General features: G+C 63.4%; 19 protein-coding genes. 4 read left to right on the top strand and 15 right to left on the bottom strand.

The annotated features are described in order from the left end of the window. Positions 1-35 precede the first annotated feature (35 nt). The 10 genes from cofC to SBA_RS18960 all read right to left on the bottom strand — a co-directional run bounded on the left by cofC (position 36) and on the right by SBA_RS18960 (position 13,877). Positions 36-569 (bottom strand): 2-phospho-L-lactate guanylyltransferase, encoded by a 534-nt coding sequence (gene cofC / locus SBA_RS19005; protein ID WP_261937503.1) that lies wholly within the window; start codon positions 567-569, stop codon positions 36-38. 35 nt (positions 570-604) lie between these two features. Beyond that, complete coding sequence (gene cofD / locus SBA_RS19000; protein WP_261937217.1) at positions 605-1,531, bottom strand: 2-phospho-L-lactate transferase; 927 nt, start codon at positions 1,529-1,531, stop codon at positions 605-607. Next, positions 1,528-2,265, bottom strand: coding sequence for a coenzyme F420-0:L-glutamate ligase (gene cofE, locus SBA_RS18995; protein ID WP_261937216.1), 738 nt, complete (start codon positions 2,263-2,265; stop codon positions 1,528-1,530). Before cofE ends, cofD begins: the two co-directional genes overlap by 4 nt. Before the next feature lie 10 nt (positions 2,266-2,275). After that, a complete protein-coding gene (gene npdG, locus SBA_RS18990) occupies positions 2,276-2,932 on the bottom strand; it encodes an NADPH-dependent F420 reductase (protein ID WP_261937215.1) in 657 nt (218 codons plus the stop codon). A 43-nt stretch (positions 2,933-2,975) separates the two neighbouring features. After that, positions 2,976-5,315 carry a 5-amino-6-(D-ribitylamino)uracil--L-tyrosine 4-hydroxyphenyl transferase CofH gene (gene cofH / locus SBA_RS18985; RefSeq protein WP_261937214.1) on the bottom strand — a complete coding sequence of 780 codons (2,340 nt, stop codon included), beginning with the start codon at positions 5,313-5,315 and terminating at the stop codon, positions 2,976-2,978. Beyond that, a complete protein-coding gene (locus SBA_RS18980) occupies positions 5,312-6,313 on the bottom strand; it encodes an LLM class flavin-dependent oxidoreductase (RefSeq protein WP_261937213.1) in 1,002 nt (333 codons plus the stop codon). The genes cofH and SBA_RS18980 overlap by 4 nt, the downstream gene beginning before the upstream one ends. Before the next feature lie 105 nt (positions 6,314-6,418). Then, entirely contained in the window at positions 6,419-8,800 is a 2,382-nt protein-coding gene (locus SBA_RS18975) for a TonB-dependent receptor (protein ID WP_261937212.1), read from the bottom strand. Positions 8,801-9,088: 288 nt separating this feature from the next. Next, positions 9,089-10,183 carry a CaiB/BaiF CoA transferase family protein gene (locus SBA_RS18970; RefSeq protein ID WP_261937211.1) on the bottom strand — a complete coding sequence of 365 codons (1,095 nt, stop codon included), beginning with the start codon at positions 10,181-10,183 and terminating at the stop codon, positions 9,089-9,091. After that, positions 10,183-11,112, bottom strand: a complete 930-nt coding sequence (locus tag SBA_RS18965; protein ID WP_261937210.1) for a BKACE family enzyme — start codon at positions 11,110-11,112, stop codon at positions 10,183-10,185. The genes SBA_RS18970 and SBA_RS18965 overlap by 1 nt, the downstream gene beginning before the upstream one ends. Positions 11,113-11,195: 83 nt before the next feature. Next, positions 11,196-13,877, bottom strand: a complete 2,682-nt coding sequence (locus SBA_RS18960) for a LuxR C-terminal-related transcriptional regulator (protein WP_261937209.1) — start codon at positions 13,875-13,877, stop codon at positions 11,196-11,198. A 219-nt stretch (positions 13,878-14,096) separates the two neighbouring features. Between SBA_RS18960 and SBA_RS18955 the strand changes: the two genes are divergently transcribed. The 4 genes from SBA_RS18955 to SBA_RS18940 are packed head-to-tail and all read left to right on the top strand — an operon-like array spanning position 14,097 to position 17,245. After that, entirely contained in the window at positions 14,097-15,098 is a 1,002-nt protein-coding gene (locus tag SBA_RS18955) for a quinone oxidoreductase family protein (protein ID WP_261937208.1), read from the top strand. Next, a complete protein-coding gene (locus SBA_RS18950) occupies positions 15,095-15,871 on the top strand; it encodes an SDR family oxidoreductase (RefSeq protein ID WP_261937207.1) in 777 nt (258 codons plus the stop codon). Before SBA_RS18955 ends, SBA_RS18950 begins: the two co-directional genes overlap by 4 nt. Before the next feature lie 16 nt (positions 15,872-15,887). After that, on the top strand, positions 15,888-16,742 hold the full coding sequence (locus SBA_RS18945) for an SDR family NAD(P)-dependent oxidoreductase (RefSeq protein ID WP_261937206.1): 855 nt from the start codon (positions 15,888-15,890) through the stop codon (positions 16,740-16,742). Beyond that, positions 16,739-17,245 (top strand): nuclear transport factor 2 family protein, encoded by a 507-nt coding sequence (locus SBA_RS18940; protein WP_261937205.1) that lies wholly within the window; start codon positions 16,739-16,741, stop codon positions 17,243-17,245. The genes SBA_RS18945 and SBA_RS18940 overlap by 4 nt, the downstream gene beginning before the upstream one ends. Positions 17,246-17,280: 35 nt before the next feature. On the opposite strand, the gene SBA_RS18935 is transcribed toward SBA_RS18940, so the two are convergent. From SBA_RS18935 to SBA_RS18915, 5 genes are read right to left on the bottom strand one after another with little or no spacing between them, the layout of a single operon-like run. Beyond that, the gene (locus tag SBA_RS18935) at positions 17,281-18,108 is read right to left on the bottom strand and encodes an SDR family NAD(P)-dependent oxidoreductase (RefSeq protein ID WP_261937204.1); all 828 of its coding nucleotides are present in this window, start codon (positions 18,106-18,108) and stop codon (positions 17,281-17,283) included. Then, entirely contained in the window at positions 18,105-18,983 is an 879-nt protein-coding gene (locus tag SBA_RS18930; RefSeq protein WP_261937203.1) for a MaoC/PaaZ C-terminal domain-containing protein, read from the bottom strand. Before SBA_RS18930 ends, SBA_RS18935 begins: the two co-directional genes overlap by 4 nt. Positions 18,984-19,005: 22 nt before the next feature. Then, positions 19,006-20,163: an acyl-CoA dehydrogenase family protein gene (locus SBA_RS18925; RefSeq protein WP_261937202.1), complete on the bottom strand. Its 1,158-nt coding sequence runs from the start codon at positions 20,161-20,163 to the stop codon at positions 19,006-19,008. Then, positions 20,160-22,328: a 3-hydroxyacyl-CoA dehydrogenase NAD-binding domain-containing protein gene (locus SBA_RS18920; protein ID WP_261937201.1), complete on the bottom strand. Its 2,169-nt coding sequence runs from the start codon at positions 22,326-22,328 to the stop codon at positions 20,160-20,162. The genes SBA_RS18925 and SBA_RS18920 overlap by 4 nt, the downstream gene beginning before the upstream one ends. Before the next feature lie 33 nt (positions 22,329-22,361). Further along, a complete protein-coding gene (locus SBA_RS18915) occupies positions 22,362-23,564 on the bottom strand; it encodes an acetyl-CoA C-acetyltransferase (RefSeq protein WP_261937200.1) in 1,203 nt (400 codons plus the stop codon). Positions 23,565-23,575 lie beyond the last annotated feature (11 nt).

Genomic DNA, 23,575 nt, shown 5'->3' with positions numbered 1-23,575 from the left:
ACCTTTCCTTGGGAAGGAAAGCGCAGGTCGAGATTTCAGTCTTGCCTTGCCGAGAACATTTCATGAAGCCCAGCCAAATCGGCGGGCGTATCGATATCGAAGCCAAGAGCGGCCCGTTCCACGATCGCCGCTGCCGGACGCTGCTGTCTGTGGGACATCAGACTATCCTGCCCGAAAGCGAAGCGGAAGGGATTGGCATCCCGGATTGCAACCGCATTTGTGCCGCGGCCGTGCCGATCCGGCGCGAAGGCGCAGCCGCACTCGTCAGCGGCGGCCAGCAAGGCCTGGACGTCTTCCACCGTGAGATGCGGCAAATCGGCATGGATCACGAGCAAAGGGCGGTTGCCCAATTGTGCGCGCGCGCCCTCCAACTCTGGATTGAGGCCTCTGCCGCTGTCGGGCAACCAATGCGACGGCCATTCAGGCACGACCGTCGGCGCAAGCAAATATAGGGAATTGATCGCATCCGCTTTGGACAGGCAGGTCATGACCCGTGCGGCCATCGCCGACGCCAGCGCCATGCGCTCGGCTGGTTCCAGCGCGTCCCGAAGCCGCGATTTACTTTCCACTCCCTGTTTCAAAGGGACGAGAGCAGCCCAGTCCGTCACGGACGAAGGGCGATCGCGAGATCGAGCGCCGCCTGCGCCACGCGTATCTTGTCATCCAGGGTCGTCATCAGGGTCGCGCAACGCCCAACGACGATGTCCGGCGCCTCGCAACGGTCTCCGCTATCGATCAAGATACCGTCGATCAGCCCGGCATAATGCCGTGCGATGCTGTCATTATCGACCGCCATGCCCAATTCCTGCATCAGCTTGGCGGTCGGGCCTTTGACCGCCGTGCCGCCGACGAGCGGAGATACGGCGATGACGGGCGCCTTGGCCTGTTCGATCGCCGAGCGCATACCGGGCACCGCAAGCAACGGATCGATACTGAGAAATGGGTTGGATGGGGCCAGTAATACAGCGTCGGCCGACTGGATCGCCTCGATGACGCCGGGGGCGGGAACGGCGTGCGCAGCGCCCTCGAACATGATGTGTCGCACGGCCGGCGCGCAACGCTGTTCGACGAAATAGCGTTGAAACTCAAGCCGTCCCTGGTCCGTAGCCAATATCGTGGCTACTGTCTGGTCGCTCATGGGCAATATCCGGGTCGCTATGCCCCACTGGTCGGCAAATCGCGCGCTGATCTGCGACAGGGTCTGCCCCTGTGCCAGGGCATGGGTCCGCGCCACATGCAGCGCCAGGTCGCCATCGCCGAGTTGAAACCAGTCATCCCCGCCCAATTCGCGCAGGGCCGCCATGAAGCCCCAGCTTTCGCCTTCCCGCCCCCAGCCCTGCGCGCCGTTCGCCTTGCCGGACAGCGTATAGAGCAGGGTGTCGATGTCAGGCGATATATGCAGCCCCAGATGCCGGAAGTCATCCCCGGTGTTGACGATCGCTGTCAGCCCGTCGCCCGCGATGAGGCGTGAAAGGCCCAGAACCAGCTTCGCGCCGCCCACGCCGCCGGTGAGAACAACGACGCGCTTCATGCGAACAGATCTTCATGAACGGGACGCACCAGATCGGCGGCGGGACGTTCCGGGCCGGTCAACGGGCAGCCCCGCACAAGAGCCGCCGGTATGCCTTCCGCGCCTTCTCCGGTGGCGAGGCAGGCGGCCGTCGCGACGATATCGGCCAGAGCGACCTGCGTGACTTCGAGCGTCCGCCCATCGCGATCCAGTTCGCCCCTGCGATCCTGCAACGCCGGCAATCCGGCAGCGCCGATGGCGACCGCCACCACACCCATCCGCCAGGGTCTGCCAAAACTGTCCGAGATGACGACGGGCAGGCCCAGTCGGGCGTGCAGATGCGACGCCGTTCCATCGGGATCGACCGGCAGGAGCAAGGCGCGATCGCCCTCCCCCGCCCCGATGTTGGAACGATCGATCCCGGCATTCGCCATGACATGACCCAGCCGGTGCCGCGCGATCAGGACGTGCGGCACGGCACGCAGGATGGCGCTGGATTCGTCCAGCACCAGTTGCACCAGCCGCGCATCTTTGCGCGTGATATCCGCCAGGCGCCGCGCCTCTTCCCCCGGCTCCACATCAGCCAGCGACACGAAACGTCCCTCTGCCTTGGACACGATCTTTTGCGTCACGACCAGAAGGTCGCCGACGCGGGGTTCAATACCGCACCGATCAAGCGCCACATGCAGAATGTCCGCCAGATCATCGCCCGGTCTGACCTCTCCAATTCCGGTCAACGGTACGATCTCGATCATCGAATACACCTCAAGCCTCGGGCGGGATCAAATCTCCTGTGATACGAATGCCCGCGCCGTCAACCTTATAGGTCTTGTTCATGAAAATCAGGATCGACGTGAGCGCTTCGGCGGCGGCCGAGTTTACCAGCGCGCCGCCGTGAAGCCCCCTCAATCCCATGGCATCGGCCAGCGCCACGATGCGACCGCGCGCATCCTTGTCGTCGCCGAAAACCAGCACGTCGCAGCCGACATCGATGTCCCTGGCCAGCTTGTGCGCGGCGACATTGTGGAACGCGGACACGAGCGTCACGCCTTCTCCCAGAACCGCCTGCGCCTTTTGGGCGGCGGAGCCTTCATCGGGCAACTGGACCCGCATCACCTTGGGCGGAACGAGGGGAACGGTCGTATCCACGACCAACTTGCCAACAACATGCGGCGCGATGTCGCGAAGCGTCGCCTCCTGCGCGGCAAAGGGCACCGTCACGATGATGATGTCCGCATGCGCGACGACATCCACATTGGCGCCAGCCCGCAAGCCATGCCCCAATTCAGCGGCGGCCTTTTCCGCGCTTTCCGCGTTGCGCGATCCGATCGTCACGGGATAGCCGGCACGCGCCAGCCGCCAGGCGATCGCAGCGCCCAGATTACCGGTGCCGCCGACGACGGCAATGGCGGGAAGAGTCATATATTGTCCTTCAATTGAGCGGGCGATCAATGATGCAGATCGGTCACGATGGTTCAGCCAAGACGGCGCGACGCGCGCGCACCGGCTCGTAAAGCGTGGTGCGTTGGCGCACAGGTCGCCCGACGGATACCGCCAGGGCCTGCATTTCCCTGGGGCCGAATTCCTGCCCGTTGACGCCACCGGCGGCCCGGGTGATAGATTCATCCATCAGCGTGCCGCCCATGTCGTTGGCACCCGCCTTCAGAATCGCCGCGGCTCCCTCAGGTCCCATCTTCACCCAGGACACCTGGATATTGGGGATCACGGGATGCAGCACGATGCGCGCCACGGCGTGCATCAGCACCGCTTCGCGATAGCTGGGCCCCGATCGCGCCAGCCCTTTGCGCCAGATCGGCGATTCCATATGGACGAAGGGCAGCGGCACGAATTCGGTGAAGCCGCCGGTCTCTTCCTGCAATCCGCGAATGCGGATCAGATGGCGCGCCCAATGCTTATATTCCTCGACATGGCCGAACATGATCGTGGCCGTGCTGCGCAGGCCGACTCCATGCGCAACGCGCATCACCTCGACCCATTCGTCCGCCGTCACCTTGTCCGGGCAGATGATATCGCGAACTTCGGGGTCCAGTATCTCCGCCGCCGTACCGGGCAGCGTGGAGAGCCCCGCTTCCTTCAGCCGCGCCAGATAATCCTCCAGCGGCAGGCCGAGCGTGCGGGCGCCATGCGTCACCTCCAGCGGCGAGAAGGCATGGATATGAATATCCGGCGCAGCCTCGCGCACCGTCTTGAGGACATTGAGATAGGTGTGCCCGTCATAGTCGGGATGGATCCCGCCCTGAAGGCAGACTTCGGTCGCGCCGCGATCCCAGGCCTCGGCCGCGCGGCGTCCGACCTCTTCCATGTCGAGCCTGTAGGCAGGCCCGCGCATGGCCTTGGTGCTGCCCTTGGAAAAGGCGCAGAAGCCGCATTTATAGAGGCAGATATTGGTATAGTTGATATTGCGGTTGACCGCATAGGTCAGCGTGTCGCCCACGGCCTGCCGCCGCAACCGGTCGGCCCGGTCGACGATGGCGGCAAAATCTTCCTGCTCGGCATCGAACAGGGTGACGATATCCGCTTCGCTTAGCCGTTCGCCCGGCTCCGCCGCAGCGAGGATGGACAGGATCGATCGGGAGGTCGAAACGGGCTCCACCGCCATGATGTCGGGCGCTGGATCGCCATGCCCTGCGGACCAGTCGCCGACCTTGGGCAATCCCCGCCCGTCGATAGCGCGCAGGATCTGGGTGGCGATGGCCGGCGCCGCCCAATCCCGCGCGGCAAGGGCGTAGCGCGGGCCGATGGCGAGCCGCTGCATCAATAGGCGGCCCGCGGACCGGGTGGCGTCCTCCAATATCTCCAGATGCGGCCATGGCGCCTCCGGGTTCACATGGTCGGGCGTCACGGGCGACACCCCGCCCCAGTCATTGACTCCGGCCCGGATCAGCGGCGCCAGATCGACGCGGTCGTGGAGATTGGGCGGCGCCTGGATCGTCATCTCTGGTCCCAAAATGATCCGCGCAGCGGAGATGGCCCAGAGATGATCGTCGAGCGACGGTTCGGCATGATCCGCCATGCGCGTTCCCGGCTTTGCCCGGAAATTCTGGATGATGACTTCCTGAACATGGCCGTAGCGGCGATGCAGATCGCGAATGGCGACCAGCGCCTCCACCTGATCGTCGCGGGTTTCGCCGATGCCGATCAGCAGGCCGGTCGTGAACGGCACGCGCGCCCGTCCGGCGTCCTCGATGGCGGCCAATCGCAGGGCCGGCTGCTTATCGGGCGAGCCGAAATGCGGGCCGCCCCGCGCGCACAGGCGATCCGAGCTGCTTTCCAGCATGATGCCCATGGAAGCGGCATGCGGCCGTAACTGCGCATAGTCCTCGCTGTCCATCAGGCCGGGATTGAGATGCGGCAGCAAGCCGGTCTCACGGAACACCATCTCCGCCATTTCGGCCAGATAGGACAGGGTCGAGTCATGCCCAAGCCCCGCAAGAGCCTCGCGCGCAGCGGCATAGCGGGCCTCGGGTCGATCGCCGAGCGTGAAGAGGGCTTCCCGGCAGCCAGCCGCCGCGCCGGCGCGGGCGATGGCCAGAACCTCGTCCCGACTGAGATAGGCGTCACCCGCGCGGGCCGGCGTGGTAGCAAAAGTGCAATAGTGGCACACGTCGCGGCATAATTTGGTGAGTGGAATGAAAACCTTGCGGGAGTAGGTCACGCGACGGCCATGCGCCGCCACCGTCATCGCCTCCGCCGCCTCCATCATGTCGCCAAGCGACCGGGATCGCAGCACTGCCGCGATGCCCGCTGCTTCGTCTTCGCTCAGATGCAGTAGATCCAGTGTCACATCATACTCCGCGCTCGGGCAAGCCCGCGAATGGTTTCTAGCGGCGCAGCGTGCCCAGGCAAGGCCGCGATGAAGGTCGAGACACCCATCGCCTCGATGCGCCGCAGCATATCCACGGCCGCATCGACCGGCCCGGCCAGCGTATCGAAGTCCGCCAGAAACTCGGTCAGACCCAATTCCTCCATCAGGGCCACATTCCTGCCGCCCACGACCACATGCTCGGTCGGATCATAGCGCGCGTGCAGTGCATCGATCTTGCCGCGAAACTGCGTCGGGACACGCGCCAGGGTTTCGGGCGTGCGAAAGGCCATGCCATTGACGACGATGAACGCCTTGAGATCCTCGATAGCCTCGGCCCGTGTGGGACGGATCGATGCGAAGGAAACGACCCAGATATCGATCGACAGGGGATCGCGCCCGGACGCCTGCGCCGCGGCCCGGACGGTATCGATCCGGTCCTTGAGCGCGTCGAGATGGCGTTCGCCCGCGAACAATATGACGCCGTCGGCCTGCTCGCCCGCCAGCGCCAGCGCCTTGGGGCCGAAGGCGGAATAATAGATGGGAATCGGGCGGGCGAAGCGCAGCGGCTTGATCTGCGCCCCGTCCATATGCGTGGGCCGTCCGGCGAACAGATCGCGCAGCGCCGCCAGTTCCATGCGGATTTCTCGTTGCGTGGCGGGCGGCCGCCCGATCGCCATAACCGTGCTGCCGCCAGTCGCCAGGCCCAGCGCCACGCGCCCCCCGGAGAGATCGTCGATCGTGCTGAGGGCGGAGGCCGTCACCAGCGGGTGCCGCATGAAGGGCGAGGTGACCAGTGGCGCCAAAGTCGCTTTCGGGGCGTCAAGCGCGGCGAGGGTCAGCGACACATAGAGTTCGTGCCAACCCGCCGGCGAATCGCCTACGCTGATCAGCTCAAAACCGAGATCGGCGGCAAGACGGACCTCTTCGCGAAATCCGTCCAGCCGGTCCCCCCACATACTGCATATGCCGAGCTTCATGGTCATCCTCTCGGGAACTTCCTACGCCCTGCCGTCTCGCTGCAAACCTGTCCTTGTAGAGGGGAAGGCGCGCAGATCGCGCACCTTCCCCGTCCCATGGCCGCATCAGAACGTATATTTTGCCATGATGCCCCAGGTCCGCGGATCGCCGGCATAAACCGAACTGGTTGGGAAGGACGGCAGAAGAACGCTGGAAGCCGCGAAATATTTCTCGTTGAAAAGGTTCTTCACATAAATGCCCAGATCAAGGCCCGTGCCGCCGATCCCGCGCCAGTCCAGACGCGCGTTGGCCAACTGGTAACCCGGCAGCTTTTCGCCGTTCTGACCACCAAAATCGTCGGTCATGAACAGGTCGGCGTTGACCACCACGTCGCCGTCAGCCGGGCGGATCGGCAGGGTCCAGCTCACGCTGGCGGTGCCGGAAAAGCTGGGCGAATATTTGTTGATCTGGCCCTCGCCCAGCACGATCGTCGAAGGCAGGCCTGCAGGAATGGTCAGGCTTTCCACCTTCACATTGGTATAGGCGGCATTGAAACCGACGGTAAGGCTGCGCACGGGGCTGATGGAGGCTTCCAATTCGACGCCCCAGATCCGCAGATCGGCGACATTGGCGGCCAGCGACCCGTTGGTCGGCGAATCCGGCGTGCCGTTGGGAACGGTCGTCTGCGTATTCAGGAACTGAAGCGCATTTTTATATTTGCTGTAATAGGCGGCGATATTGAGGCGCCCGCGCGCCGATCCGACATGATAGTCATATTTGGAACCAATTTCGACGTCAGTGATCGTTTCCTCCCCGGTCTTCTGGAAGGGACGAAGATCCGCGCAGACGCCACCGGTCGCCACGCAGGCCGGATCTGTGCCGCCGGTGGTGAACGGCGTTTCGAATAGTGGCGTGTTCACATTGACGCCGCGATAGCCGCGCCGCGACACGATATAGAGCAGCCAGTCCGGGGTCGCCTTATAGTCGAGCCCGATGGTCCAGCTCGGCTCCTCGCCCTTGTTGGATACGGTGCCGACGCCGTCCGCGAGACCCAGGGCTGCCGTGCTGAGGCAGGTGGATTCGTCGACATAGGTCGTGCCGATGGTGCCGCCGCAGGCCGACACCTTGTCCCAGCTATAGCGCGCGCCCAGATTGAGCTTCAGCTTATCGGTGAATTCATAACCAATCTGGCCATAGACCGCCCAGTTCTTGTTGCGGACATGCGACGTCACCGCAGGTGCAGGGACACCGCCCACGGAAAATGCCGTGAACTGCGATCCGCTGGCACCGTCAGGTTTGTCATTATTGTAGAAAGTGCCAACAATGAAGTTGAAGGAGCCAAAATCACCCAGCAACTGGGTTTCGTTCGTCAGATATTGCCGGTCCAGCACGGAAGACGCCGTGAACAAGGTGAACGGCACGGCCGATGGCGCGGGAGACGGCAGACCCGTGGGGATTTGCAGTTGCGGCAGCCCGCCGGTGTTGATCAACTGATAGCTGTAATTTTTCCGGTAACCGAAAATGTTGCGCAGCGTCAGATCGCCGAAACTGAAGGACGTATCATTGGTGATCGACGTGGTCTTGCGATAGGCCGCGCCACCATTGATGCCGCCGTCGAACGAACCGCGGCGATTGGCTTTCTGTGCCTGCAACGCCGCCTGTACCTGTGGTTCGACGACGCCCAGACCCAGCGCGGCAAAGGGGAAATTCTCGCGCAGCAGATAAAGGCCGCCGGCGAGTTCATCGCCCTTGAAATATTCATAGATGGTGGTGCTCTTGAGGCCCTCGAACGGTTCGACCAGCAGCGAGAGACGATAGGCGTCCTGATGGATATTGTCGAAGCCAGGCCCGCCATCGAAGGCGACGGTACGGGGATCCTGACGACGGATCTGGCCCGCAGCGCGGAAGGCGACCTTGTCCTCGATGATCGGAATATTCACCGCGCCTTCCAGTTCGCGATAATCGAAGCGGCCGTAGGTGCCCTCGACATAGCCTTCGAAGTTGTAGCTCGGCTTCTGGCTGCCGATCACGACCGCGCCGCCCAATGTGTTGCGGCCGAACAATGTGCCCTGCGGCCCCTTGAGCACCTGAATGCTGCCGATGTCGTAAGTCGGCACGTTCGAGCCGACCGACGGCAAGGGAGTATCGTTGAGATAGATGACGACGCCTGGCGTCACTTCGCCCAGGGGCAATTGACCGATGCCGCGCAGGGTCAGCGCCACATTGTCCTTACCCCCTTCGGACGAGAAGGTGAAGCCGGGCGCGATCGTCTTGACGTCGCTTACCGTCTGGACGGTGCTGCGTTCCAGCGCCTCTGACGAGAAAGCGGAAATGGAAACCGAAACGTCCTGCAGTCGTTCTTCCCGGCGACGAGCCGTGACAACTATGTCGCCAGCATTCGCATCATCCGCCTGCGGCGCGGTCGAAGCGGCGGACTGCGCCCATGAGGGAAATGCCACTGCTGCGGTGCTCGCAACCAATGCCAACTTCAGTGCGGTCAATCGCATAAAAATCCTCTCATTTAGTCCATTTATCGGTATGGCCCGCGCTGCGCGCAGGCATGATCGCTTGCGGCAAAATCGGCATTGGCCGCCATTTACCACCTATCGTTCGACAGGGTTTGGACGGATCAAACATAATTGATCCCGGTGTTGCATTTGCGCCGCAGCGCCGCGACCAGTCACGGCGCTGCCGCCTTGCCGTTCGAAACGGCCAGTGCCCCGGCAGACCTCCTGCCCTGATCCAGAGCAGGTTTTTACGGAGGTGAACGTCTTCGTTCTGGCGCGATCCGCACCTTAAGACCAAGCCGCGATCAAATCCGCAACGGTTGCGACCGACGGCTCGCCAATGGTGCCGGTGTCAAGGGACAGCCGGGGCGCAGGAGCAGGCTGGGCTATGCCATCGCGCTGGATGAAAGTCCCCCGTGCTTCATTATGCGCGTGCCGTGGCGCTTCCTCCATTGACAGAACGGGCGTCACGCAGGCGTCGCTCGCGGCAAACAGAGCGGCCCACTCATCCCGGTTCTTCTTCAGAAATGCCGCGGCCAATTCAGCCTGCATCGCGGGCCAGCCTTTACGGTCGTTCTGGTCGTAGCGCCGGTCGGAAAGACCCAGTCCCTCCACCATCTGGGCAAAGAATTTCGGTTCCAGGCATCCCACCGCGACATGCCGTCCATCGGCGCATTCATAACAGCGGTAGAAGGGCGCCGCGCCGTCCAGCAGGTTGGAGCCCGGCGCATCTTCCCACAGACCCTTCGGCTGCCATGCGTAGAAAAGGCTCATCAACGATGCGACGCCGTCGGTGATGCAGGCGTCGACGACCTGCCCCCGGCCTGTCCGTTGCGCCGCCAGCAGTGCGCTCAACAGGCCAAAGATCAGGAACATCGCGCCGCCGCCATAATCGCCCACCAGATTGAGCGGCACTGGCGGCGTTCCCTGCTTCTCTCCCATCGCGTGGAGCGCGCCGGTGATCGACAGATAGTTGATGTCATGGCCGGCCCTCAGCGCCAGCGGCCCCGACTGGCCCCAGCCCGTCATGCGTCCGAACACGAACCGTGGATTGCGCGCCAGGCAGGCATCGGGACCGACGCCAAGCCGTTCCATGACGCCGGGCCTGTATCCCTCGATCAGCCCGTCCGCCCGCTCGACCAGTGCGAGCAGCTGTTCGCGATCAGCCTCCTGTTTGAGATCGAGATAGGCCACGGCCCGGCTGCGGTGCAGGATGTCACCACCGACATCGTCCCAATCCCCCGCCGTGGCCGATGGCGGCCGGGCGATGCGGACGATCTCGGCGCCCATATCGGCCAACAGCATCGCCGCGAGCGGCACTGGGCCGATCGCGTCGATCTCCAGCAGGCGAACACCGGCCAGCGGCCCGCTTTTTTTCGTCATCAGATATTCGTCCGGTCCGCGCCTTTGAGGTCCAGCATGGCGCGCGCCTCATCAGGCGTGGCGATTTCCAGGCCCATGCCCTCGACGATCTGCCGCGCGGTCTTCACCTGCTCCGCATTGGTCTCGGCCAGCCGCCCCGGACCGCCCCACAGCGAATCCTCCAGACCGATGCGGACATTGCCACCCATGGATGCCGCCATGGCGACGATGCTCATCTGGCGCGCGCCCGCGCCCAGCACGGACCATTCATATTGGTCGCCGAACAGCCGGTCGGCCGTCCGCTTCATATGCATGATATCGTCGGGATGACTGCCGATGCCGCCCAATATGCCGAAGCAGGTCTGGATGAACAGCGGCGCCTTGACGAGGCCGCGATCGAGAAAATATTTCAGATTGTAGAGATGGCTGGTGTCATAGCATTCGAATTCAAACCGCGTGCCCAGCGGCGACAAGGTGGTCAGCAGATGTTCGATATCGGCATAGGTGTTCTTGAACACCAGATCGCGCGAGGCTTCGAGCGCCGCCGGCTCCCACTCATGCTTGAACGTCTTGAACCGGTCCAGCATCGGAAACAGGCCAAAGCCCATCGTCCCCATATTGAGGCTGGCGACTTCGGGCGCGAATGTCTGGGCGGGACGGATGCGTTCCTGCACCGTCATGGAGGGGTGCCCGCCCGTGGTCAGGTTCAACACTGCGTCGGTACGCTGCTTGATAACCTTGAGGAAGGGTTCGAACAGGTTGGGATTCTGGTCCGGCCGCCCATCGACGGGATTGCGCGCATGTAGATGGATGATGGCGGCGCCCGCCTCCGCCGCGCCGACCGCCGATTCCGCGATCTCCTCCGCCGTCACGGGCAGATAGGGCGACATGGAGGGCGTGTGGATTGCGCCTGTAATCGCGCAGCTGATGATGACCTTGCGTTTTGCCATGATAGTTCCTTTCGCGCAGATTGCGCCGGTCGCAGGTTGCGCGATCGGCGCAATCTATCCTTCGATAGGAAGCGGCGCGCGCTTCAGGGCAAAATGCCGAGCTGCCGCGCCCGCAGCACCGCCTGCGGCCGACGGCGCACGCCCAGCTTGTCGTATATTTGCTGCATATACCATTTGACCGTACCTTCGGTCAGGCCGAGACGATCGCCGATTTCCCGGTTGCGCAGGCCTCCGCTGACCATCGTCAAAATGTCGACCTCCCGATTGGCCAGGCGCCCGGTCAGGCCGAAATCATCGTCCTCCTCTTCATCCGCTTCGATCTGCGGTCCCCGCCGCAACATCGACACAAGGCGAACGGCGAAGCGATCGGCCGGCGTTTCCAGTTCAGGACCCTGCGAATAGGCTTCGATGATGAGAGACGCGATGACCTCTCCCTCATCGACGAAGACCCGCACCCAACCGGCCGGTTCGGCCATCTCCACGGCAGCGCGAACGGCCCTGCGCGCCTCGGACCGGTTACCCTGAAGCACCGCGATTTCCGCCAGCAGCAATTCGAAGATCACCGCGGACCGGATCGCTCCCGCGCGCTTGACGAATTCCAGCCACCGGTAGGCGACCTTGCGCGCCCGGCCCAGCCGGTGGCGCTGCATCTCGATCCTGAGCCAGGCGATCGCGATATTCTCATTGCGCCGCGTTGGGTGCAGGGTCGGAATGGGTTCACCGTCCAGTTGCGGATCGCCCGCCAGAAAATGCTGCTCCGCCTCGTCGATCTGCCCCGCCTTGATCAAAAGCCGCACTTCCTCGGCCACGATGAAGGAGCGCAGGCGATCAAGCCCACATTCGATTGCCACGAGATGGGCATCGTTAAGCGTCGACAGCGCGCTGGGCAGATCGCCCCTCGCCGCCCACAGCCGCGCGCTGACCAGATAGCCCGATGCCATCTGATCGGAAAAGCCCCATTGCCGCACGACTGGCAGATATTGTTCCGCCAGCTCGGCCGCCTGTTCAAGATCGCCCGCATCATAGAGCAACTCGGCCAGCGGCAGCGCGGGAAGCGCGGCCAGGCCGGAACCCGCGCCATGGATTTCAACCGCTAACGCGAAGGCCTCTTCCAGAAAGCGTTGCGCCAAGGGAATCTTTCCCTGCGCCATCATGGTCGGCGCGACCGAAGCCTTCAGGGCGATGGAGGCGAAGGCGGAGCCGGGACGCGACAGAGCACGGCTGGTTTCTGCCTCCAGCTTGAGCATATCCTGGAAATGATACAGCTCGCGCCGCGCCGACATGAGCTGCGCCAGCAAGGTGCAACTGAGATAGGCATGGCTGTCGGCGAGTTCGGCAAGCAGCGGCTCGGAATCGGCCTCGACCCTGATCATGTCGTCGCGCGCCGCCGCGAGCATGACGAAGCGATGGCGAATCAGCAGGTCCAGTTGCTCGATTTCGTGCGCGGGCAGGGACTGCGCCTCGCGCTTCGCGTCACAGGCCTGCCGCGCGGCGGAAATCAGTCTGTCGGCCGATGAAAAGGCCAGTTGGCGGATGCGCCTCCAGGCCAGAGCCAAGAGCAGGTTGGGTCGTTCGGCCAGGATCGGCCAGGGCAGTTCCGCGCCCAGTTCCTCGATGCGATAGAGATAGCCCGAATAGGTCAGTCCTTCAGCCAGACGATCCAGCTGGTCTGCAAGGAACGCCTTGTCCCCGCTCAGCCGCGCATGTTCGATCGCCAGGGCAAGCTGGCCGGTTTCGGCAAAATATTCGCTCGCCCGCCGATGCATGACGGCAGCGCGGTCGGGCGCCCGATCAATGAGCCGGCCCAGCACCATTTCGCGGAACAGCCGGTGATAGGCATAACGGCTATGTTCCTGATCAATCGCGTTCAGAAACAGACCTTCGCGAAAGACATGGTCCAGCATCGCGCGCGCATTTTCATCGCCGGTTACCGCGGCGCAGGCGGAAGGCGTCAGTTCGTCGAGGATCGACGTGTCTACGAGGAAGCGGCGGACGTCGTCCGGCTGCAAACTCACCACTTCGTCATGAAAATATTCGGCGAATTCGGGGCGCAGACCCGTCAGCCGGAGCTTGGCCGCGCTGTCGCTGGGCCGACGGTAGATGTCGCACGCGATGACGATACCGGAAACCCAGCCTTGGGTATCGCCCACAATATCCTGAAGGTCGCGCGAGTCCACCGGCGTTCCGATGGACCGCGTGACCAACTCCGTCGCTTCCGCCAAGGTGAAAGACAGATCGGCGACCCCCACTTCGACCAGAAATCCGAGCGCTCGCATACGCGCCAGCGACAGACCGACCGTGCCGCGCGCGGCGATGATGATGGTCAATGCATCGCGCGCGCTCGATGACAACTGAGCCAAAAATTCCAGAACCGGCTTCGCCAGAAGTTGCGCGTCGTCAACGATGATAACCGGTTTTACGCTGCCCATCGTCGCGAGGACGGATAGCCAGTTTGCGTCGGAAGCGTCGCTGTCCAAATTATCCCACGGCAGACCAGCAGACAGGCCCGCGGCCTTGAGCGCCTGGAGGAACGACCGCTTGCTTTCTATTCCTGCCCTGGCCGCAAGCCAGAGAACGGGGCGTCCCTGCGCCCTGAGTTCATCGGCCCAGAACAGCATCGCGGTCGTTTTCCCGCTGCCAGCTGGTGCGGATACCGCGGTCATTCGCGACTGCGCCACTCTTTCCGTCAGCGCCGCCAATGCAGCCCGCCGGATCGGCATATGAGTCGATCGTGGCGGCAAGATAGCTGTGGGCACAACGGTCATGCTGTTCTCTCCTGACGCGCGCTTGGCGCGATTCGTTCTGTTATGCGAAATATATTCTGCGCGATGAATCTATAACGCAATCCCTTTTTCCTATCGGCAGATAGGTTCCCAGTGAGGTAGAAAAATGTCCAGCTTCGCACCGAACAAGCCAAGGTCGCTATGCAACCAGCGTTGCCATACAGACTGCGGCACCGAGCAGGATATTAGGAAAGGTTGACCATGAAGGCCCTTTATCTCGAACGGACCGACGGCCCCGAATCCGTCGTGGTGGCGGACGTCGACACGCCGGTGCCCGGTCCTGGAGAGGTACGCGTTGCGCTGCGGGCGGCATCGATCAACCATCGCGAACTGTTCATCACCCATGGGCAATATCCCGGCATGACCGTGCCGACCACGCTTGGCTGCGACGGTGCGGGTGTCGTCGACATGATCGGCGATGGCGTGACCGGGGTCAGCGAGGGCGATGAGGTCGTGCTGTATCCCGCGCGCAACTGGGGGCCGAACCGCCACGCGCCGGCCGCCGATTTCGGCCTGCTGGGCATGCCCTTCGCCGGCACGATCGCCGAATATATTTGCGTGCCGGTCGACAATCTGGCGCCCAAGCCGGCCTTCATGAGCTTCGAGGAAGCCGGCGCCATGCCGCTGACGGCACTGACATCCTGGCGCGCGCTGATGTTCAAGGGGCGGCTGGAAGCAGGAGAGACGCTGCTGATCAGTGGCGTGGGCGGCGGCGTCGCAACCTTCGGCTTGGCTTTCGCGGTAGCCAAGGGCGCCAATGTCTATGTCACCGGCGAAAATCAGGACGTTATCGATCGCGCCGTGGCGATGGGGGCCAAGGGCGGCCTGCTCTACACCGATCCCGACTGGCGCAAGCAGGTCGGCAAGCTCACCGGCGGCATCGACGTGGTGCTGGACGGGGCGCCCTCGCCCAGCTTCGCCAATTATGTGCGCGCCATCAATCCGGGCGCGCGGATCGTCATCTACGGGTCTACCGCCGGCAACGAGATCAAGTTCAACGCCACCGACATCTTCCTCAAGAGTGCCAGCATCGTCGGCAGCCAGGTCGGCGATCCGCAGGACTTCAAGGAAATGCTCGCCTTTGCCGAGCAACATGCCATCAAGCCGGTGATCGAGGCGACCTATCCGCTTGCCCAGGCGAAAGAGGCCCTTCTGCATCTGCGCGACCAGCATAAGTTCGGCAAAGTCGTGGTGACGATGTGAGCGATCTGTTCAGCCTGGCCGGCAAGAAGGCGCTGGTCACCGGCGGCGCGCAAGGTCTGGGCCGCATGATTGCCGAAGGTCTGCTGCGGGCCGGGGCGACGGTAGCCATCACATCGCGCAAGGCCGACATCTGCGAAGAGGCCGCCCGGGAGATGGCCACGCTGGGATCGTGCATCCCCCTCCCCGCCGACCTGGCGACGCCCGAGGCGGCGGTCGACCTCGTCGCGCGTTATCGCGATGCCGTTGGCGAATGCCATATATTGATCAACAATGCGGGCAAGACCTGGGGCGGGCTGATCGACAGTTTCCCCGACAAGGCCTGGCCCGGCGTGATGGCCGTGAATGTCCAGACGCCTTTCACCATGGTCCGGGAACTTCTGCCCGAACTCGGCGCGGCCGGAACGCCCGGCGATCCGTCCCGGGTCATCAACATCGGTTCGGTCGCGGGGATGAAGACGGCGCGGCTCAGCGCATACAGTTATGCCGCGAGCAAGGCTGCGGTCCATATGATGACGCGCGATCTGGCCGGCGATCTCGCCGAACGCAACATCACCGTCAACGCGGTCATTCCCGGCTTCTTCCCGACGAAGATGACGGCGCATATGAGGGACGAGGATCAGGTCGATCCCGGCCTGCTGGCGCATATTCCGCTCAAACGGCTGGGGTCGCCGGACGATATCGCCGGCATCGTCATATTCCTGTGTTCGCGCGCGGGCGCCTATGTCACCGGCGCGGAAATCCCGGTTGACGGCGGGGTAGTCGGTTGCGGCTGAGGGGAAAAGTTCAGTAATGGCGAGAAGCGGCAATTTCGTTTTCGTCGGCGGCACGGACGGCATAGGTCGCGCCGCGGCGCTGAACGTAGCGCGGCACGGTTCGTCGATCCTCCTCGTCGCACGAAACGAGGACCGCGGCGCGGCCGCGGTCGATGCGATGCTGGACGCAGGCGCGCGGGACGCGGCCTTTCTGAAGGCTGATCTCTCGACGATCGCGGGCGCCGCAGCCGCGGCGCAAGGCATCAAACTCTGGCGTCCCGCCATTCACGGCCTGATGCATAGCGCGATGAGCGCATTTTCGAGCAAGACCGTGACGACCGACGGGTTGGAGTTTGCATTCGCTCTCCAATATCTCGCACGCGCTATCGTCAATCGCTTGTGCGCCGATGCGCTGGCCGCATCGGGTGACGGGCGCATCATTCATCTGGCTGGCGCCGTTCCATATCGGATGGCGGCGCCCGATCTCGACGACCTGCAGTTCGAGCGGCGTAAATGGAGCTTCTTCAAAGCGATCCTGACAACCCATGTTCAGGGATTCCTATTCCTTGACGAGGCATCGCGACGCTGGGCGGACCGACAGATCGGACTTTATGCGACCGGCGTGGGATCCACCCGGACGAAAGCCATGCTTGACCCCGCAATGCCCCTCATCATGCGGATCATGGGCCGGTTTGGCACCACGGCCGAGAAATCAGCCGTCAACGCCACCCGACTGCTGCTCGACGAAGCACCCCCGGCCATGCAAGCGGCCATCTTCAAAAATCCCAAGAGTTTCACACCGGCCCCCTTCGACCTCCCCACGCAGGAGGCGGAACAATTGTGGGACATCACGACTGCTCTTGCGAGCAGCAAAGGCGTGTATCTGCCATGACGATCGACCTCGCCATGCTATCGGATCGTATCGCGATCGAGGAATGCCTCTATCGCTATGCCCATCTGGTCGATTCGATGCAGTTTCATCGCATCGCGGAGGAAGTGTTCACGGACGACGGATCGATCGACTTTGGCAGCGCGCGTTCCGTGGGGCGCGAGGCCATCCATGCCCAGTGCATGGGTTATCAGGGCGCTTTGATGGGCTGTTCGCACAACATCACTAACTTGGTGATAGAGGTGAACGGCGACAAAGCGCGCGCAGCCAGCCGCGTCATGGCCTGGCAGTGGTTCGATATCCCCGATGCCGACCCGCTGCGCCCGACCGACCTTCTGGCCGTGGGCGGCTATGAGGACAGGCTGCGGCGCACGGCCGAGGGATGGCGGATATATGAGCGGCGGGGGATCAATTTCGGCACCGGCATCGGCGCCGGATCCGTGCCCGATCCCATGCGTCCCATCTTTCAGGCCATGCAGGGCCGCACGCCTGGCTGGCCCGCCTGACCGAGGGCGGGCACCAGGGCCCGCCCATCCTGTCGTCAGAGTTTCCAGCCCCCGCCCGCGACGATCACCTCGCCGGTGATATAATCGGCTTCGGGCAGGCACAGCAGATAGACGGCGCCCGCCGCTTCCTCCGGCGTGCCGGCGCGGCCCAGCGGAATGCCCTTTTCCATGGCTTCCAATATTTCGTCGCTGACGCCGGCCTTGATGTCCCGACCCTTGACGCTGATGGTCGAACTGCCCGCCTCGCCTGCGGTCATGCGGGTCATGATCGCGCCGAAAGCCACGGCGTTGACGGTGACATTATAGCGCCCCCATTCCTTCATCACCGTCTTGGTGAGACCGACGATCCCTGCCTTGCCCGCCGCATAGCCCGCCTGACCGGCATTGCCGCCAAGACCCGCCACGGACGATATATTGATGACCGTCCGGCGTGTAGCCCGACCATGTTCTGCGGCCTCCTTCTTCGCCGCGGCAGCGATCACCGGCTGCGCGGCGCGCAAAATGCGGAATGGGGCATTGAGATGCACGTCGAGCATGGCCATCCACTGTTCGTCGCTGGTCTTCTGAAGCACCGAATCCCAAGCATAGCCCGCATTATTGACGATGATGTCGATCGTGCCGAAATTGGCGACCGCCGCTCCCACGAACTTGTCGCCGAAATCGGCCTCCGTCACGTCGCCCACACACACCACGGCGCGGACGCCCAGACTTTCGATTTCGCTCGCCGTCGCCTTTGCCACATCCTCGTCCAGGTCGTTCACCACGACATGGGCGCCGGCACTAGCCAGTTTCAGCGCGATAGCCTTCCCGATGCCTCGCCCGGAACCGGACACCAGTGCGACCTTGCCATCCAATATCTTCACGTCAATGCGTCCCGTTCTTCCTTGAAACCACCGATGCGGGCCTCCCCGCCATCGATGACGATGCTGTTCCTGTCAGGCACGCTCGCCCGAAACGATATGGTGTCACCCCTGCGCCAGATTTCCGTCCGAACCGTTTCGCCCGGCCAGACCGGCGCGGTAAAACGCACCCGCATGTCCGTCAACAAACCCGGATCGCCGTCACAGCACAGATGGATCAGCGCGCGCGCCGCCAGCCCCATGGTGGCGAGCCCATGCAATATCGGGCGGTCGAAACCCGCCGCCTGCGCCGTGCCCCGGTCGATATGCAGGGGGTTGCGGTCGCCGGTCAGACGATAGAGCATCGCCTGGTTGGAGGCCGTCGGCAGGTCGAGACATGCGTCCGCCTGCACATCCGGCATGACGACCGGCGCTGGTCCGTCAAGATCACGCGGCCCGCCAAAACCGCCCGCGCCGCGCAAGACCCACACTTCCTCCATCTCGGCGATCGGCCGGTCCGTCGGCGTAGTAATCACGCGTTTTGCCCGCACGAGCGCAGGCTTGCCTGCCCCCTTGTCCGCGAGACCGACAATCTCGATCCGGCCGTTGACCAACTGGCCCAGTTCTAGCGGCCGGAACAGTTTCAGCGTCTGTTCGCCATGCAGAATGCGCGGCCAGTCCCAGCCCAGTTCCGGCGCCATGGGCCAGAAGCCGGGTGTCCCCAAAACCAGCGCCATGGTCGGCAACACGACCTGATCGCGTTCGAAAATCAAATTCTGCTCATCTATGGCGCCCAAACCAGCGCCAACACCCAGCGCATAGAGGATCGCCCCGCGCGGATCGCAGACATCCTGTGCCTCCGGCACCCGGAAGCCGCGCAATCGTTCGACGTCAAGCATTCGACTCATCCCCGGTTGGCGGTCAGGACAGCTTGCGCTCGTCCAGGCCCAGTCCGCGACCGATGATTTCGCGCATGATTTCCGACGTTCCGGCGAAAATGCGGCTGATGCGCGCGTCGGTATACATGCGGCTGATGCGATATTCTTCCATATAGCCGGCACCACCATGGAGTTGGACGCATTCGTCCATCACCCGGCCTTCCAACTCGCTGGTCAGCAGTTTGGCGGCGGACGCATCTTCGGGGGTCAGTTCGCCTGCATTGAGCAGCATCACGCACTGGTCAACATAGGTCTGGAGCGCATCCAGTTCGGCCCGCATCGACGCCATCTTGAAGCGGGTGTTCTGGAACGCGCCGATCGGCTTTCCGAACGCCCGGCGTTCCTTCACATAATCGAGCGTGATGTCGAACGCGGTCTGCGCCGTCGCCATGAAGCCGATGGCCGCGACCAGCCGCTCCTGCGCCAGGAAGCGCGCCAGATATTTGAAGCCCTGGGTCGGATCGCCCAGCACATTCTCCTTTGGCACCTTCACGTCGTTGAAGAAGAGTTCAGCGGTATCCTGCGCCTTCAGCCCCATCTTCGCCAGCTTGCGCCCGCGCTCGAAGCCTTCCATCCCGCGTTCGACGACCATGAGGCCGAGACCATGGCGGCTATTGGGATCGGTCCGCGCGGCAACCACAACCAGGTCGCCCAGGATACCATTGGAAATATAGGTCTTGGCCCCGTTCAGCAGCCAATGGTCGCCCTTGTCGACCGCGCTGGTGCGCATGCCAGCAAGATCGCTGCCCGTCGACGGTTCGGTCATCGCGACGGCCAGGATCTTCTCACCGCTGACGATGCCGGGCATCCAGCGGTCCTTCTGATCGTCACTTCCCAGCTTGGCGATGTAGGGCGCGACCAGATCATTATGCAGGTTGATGTAGAAGCCTATGTCGCCGTGGCGCATATTCTCCTCGATGATGATCTGTTCGAAGCGGAAATCGTCGATCCCCGCTCCGCCATATTTCTCGTCCGCCCAGGTGCAGAGCAGGCCCTGCTCACCGGCTTTCAGGAACAGCTCCCGATCGACCATGCCCTGTTCGCGAAAGCGCTCGGCATGGGCACCCACCTCCGCCGTCATGAACTTGACGACAGAGTCGCGGAACTGCTCATGTTCCGGCTCGAAGATCAGGCGCTTCATGCCGGCATCGGCTCCTTGACCGTGCTTTCGCTCGCAGGCGCATAGAAATCCTCGCCCTTGGCGGCCTTGTCGCGCAACCATGCCGATGGCAGGAAGCGCGGGCCATAAAGTTGCGCGAGCCGGTCGGATTCCTCGACGAACGTCTTGAGGCCGATCGTGTCGATGTAGCTGATCGTCCCGCCGGTCCATGCCGGGAAGCCCCAACCATAGATTGCGCCCAGATCGGCATCCTGCGGTGTTTCAAGCACATTTTCCTCCAGGCAACGGGCGGTTTCCATCGCCTGCGCATAGAGATAGCGCTTCTTCAGCTCTTCGACATCCCAGTCCTGCTTGACCGGGAAATGATCGGCCAGCCCCTTCCACAAATGCTTCTTGCCGCCTTCGGGATAGTCGTAGAAGGCGCCGCCCGCCTTCCGGCTGGACCGACCAATCTCGTCCTTCATGCGGCGCATCACGGCAGTGCCGGCCGGCGGCGTATATTTGTCGCCTTCCTCGGCGATCGCCTGGTCGACGATCTTGAGCGGCAAGTCGAGGGTCAGTTCGTCCAGCAGCGCGAGCGGCCCGACCGGCATCCCCACCGCCTTGGCGGCGTTTTCGATCACCGCGGGGGGCACGCCCTCCGCCAGCATGGCAGCGCCTTCGTGGATCAGCATCTGGAACACGCGGCTCGTGTAGAAGCCACGGCTGTCATTGACGACGATCGGCGTCTTGCGCAACTGGGCGATGAAGTCGAGCCCCTTGGCCAGCGTTTCCTTGCTGGTCTGCTGGCCCATGATGACCTCGACCAGACCCATGCGGTCGACCGGCGAAAAGAAGTGCAGACCGATGAACTGGTCCGGGCTCCGCGACGCCTGGGCGAGCTGCGAGATCGGCAGGGTCGAAGTATTCGAGGCGAAAATGGCCTGCGTCGGCAGCACCGCTTCAGCCTTCTTCGTGGTTTGCGCCTTGATCGCCGTATCCTCGAACACAGCTTCGACCACCATGTCGCAGCCATCGAGCAGCCCGAAGTCGTCGGTCGGGGTGATGCGGGCGAGGACGGCGTCCGCCTTGTCCTGCGTCAGCTTGCCCTTCTCGACCAGCTTGCCCAGCACCTTGGCCGAATAGTCCTTGCCCTTCTGCGCCGTCGGGACGTCGCGGTCGATCAGCACGACGTCGATGCCCGCATTGGCCGAGACGAAAGCGATACCCGCGCCCATCATGCCGGCGCCCAGCACCCCGACCTTCCTGGCTTCGAACTTGGGGAAGCCTTCGGGGCGACGCGCCCCCTTTTCGGCCGCCTGTTTCGAAATGAAGGTGGTGCGGATGATGTTGCGCGCGACCGGATCGGTCAGCAGCCTGGCGAAATATTTGCCCTCGACCGCTAGCGCCTTGTCGAAAGGCAACTGCATGCCGTGAAACACCGAATTCAGGATCGCGGCGGGTGCGGGCTGGTTGTAGCCGACCTTGGCGAGGCCGCCGGTATACATCATATAGGCGCCGGAATCTTCGGGCACGGTCAGGCCCTTCTTCTGCGGCGGCGTCCACCCCTTCACGTCCCAGGGCTTGACCGGGTCCGGGCCGGTGGCAAGCCACGCCCTCGCCGCGTCGATCAGCTTGTCCGCCGGGACAGCCTCGTCCACGATCTTGAGCTTGAGTGCTTCCTGCGGTCCGACCGACCGGCCCGACAGCAGCAGGTCGAGCGCAGTCTTCATGCCTGCGATGATGCCCAGCCGCACCGTGCCGCCCGATCCGGGCAGCAGGCCGACATTGACTTCGGGCAGGCCGACCTGCGCCTTGGCATCGTCCACCAGGATGCGGCGGTGGCAGGCCAGCGCCAGTTCGAAACCGCCGCCCAGCGCCAGGCCGTTGATCGCCGCCACCCAGGGCTTGCCCGATCGCTCGATGGCACGATGCATGTCGGTCGCGCGCTTCGCAAATGCATAGGCCTCCTGCGGCGTCAGCGTGCCGAACCCGTTCACCAGTTGCTTGAGATCCGCGCCGGCCATGAAGGTCTTCTTGCCGGACGTCAGGATGACGCCCTTGATGCCGTCGTCCTCGATGATCTGCTTCGTCGCCGCTTCCATATCGGCGATGAAAGCATCGTTGACGACGTTCATCGAGCCTTCGGCGTCGAGGGTCAGGATAGCAAAGCCGTCTTCGGCCTTTTCCAGTCGCATAGTCTTCATGGGATGTCCCGCTCTATAGTTCGGTCTGCGCGCTCAGACGCGCTCGATGATGGCAGCCGTGCCCAGGCCGTTGGCCGCGCACAGGGTGATGAGGCCGGTTTCCGCGTCCCGCCGCTCCAATTCGTCCAGCACGGTGCCCAGGATCATGGCTCCGGTCGCGCCCAACGGATGGCCCATCGCGATCGCGCCGCCATTGACGTTGATCTTGTCGTCGGGGACGTTCAGTTCCCGCTGGAAGCGCATCACCACGCTGGCGAAGGCTTCGTTCAGTTCCCAGAGATCAATGTCCTTCTCGGTCATGCCGGCTGCCTTGAGCGCCTTGCGCGACACCGCCGCCGGAGCCGTCAGCATGATCGTGGGTTCCGACCCGATATTGGCGTAGGACCGGATGCGGCCGCGCGGCTTGAGCCCGGCCTTTTCCCCAAATTCCTTCGATCCGACCAGAACCAGCCCCGCGCCGTCGACGATGCCCGAGCTGTTGCCGCCATGGTGGACATAGTTCAGCTCTTCGATTTCGGGATATTTGGCCTTCGCCACCGCTTCGAACCCGGCCTTGCCAAACCCTTCGAAAGCGGGCTTGAGCTTGGCCAGGCTCTCCACCGTGGTGCCGGGGCGCATATGCTCGTCATGGTCGAGCACCACGTCGCCCAGCACATCCTTGACCGGCACGATCGCATTTTTGAAATAGCCCTGTTCCCAGGCATGGGCGGCCTTGCGCTGGCTTTCGACGGCGAAATTGTCGACATCCTCGCGCGTGTAGCCGTCCAGCGTCGCGATCAGGTCGGCGCCGATGCCCTGCGGCGCGTAATAATTGCTGAAGGCAACCGACGGATCGGACGTCCAGGCGCCCGAATCATAACCCATGACCGTGCGGCTCATCGACTCGACGCCGCCGCCGATGCCAGCCTGGATCATGCCGGAATGGACCTGCGCCGCGATCAGGCTGACCGCGTCAAGACCGGTGGCACAGAAACGATGAATCTGCTGGCCCGCGACCGTCTGCGCATAGCCCGCCTGCAACACTGCTGCGCGCGCCAGCACGCCGCCCTGTTCACCGACCGGCTGGGCCATGCCGATGATCACGTCGTCGAGCAACCCGGTGTCGAGATCGTTCCGGCTCTGCAGCGCCTTCAGCAGTTGCGTCGCCATTTCGACAGAGGTGATCTCGTGCAGCGCGCCATCGGGGCGGCCCTTGCCGCGCGGCGTCCGGACATGATCGTAGACATAGGCTTCCATCGTGAATTCCC

The sequence above is a fragment of the Sphingomonas bisphenolicum genome (genome assembly GCF_024349785.1).
GTDB classification, from domain to species: domain Bacteria; phylum Pseudomonadota; class Alphaproteobacteria; order Sphingomonadales; family Sphingomonadaceae; genus Sphingobium; species Sphingobium bisphenolicum.
Note: the sequence above shows the minus strand (reverse complement) of the source record. Positions and strands in the feature narration are given on the sequence as shown.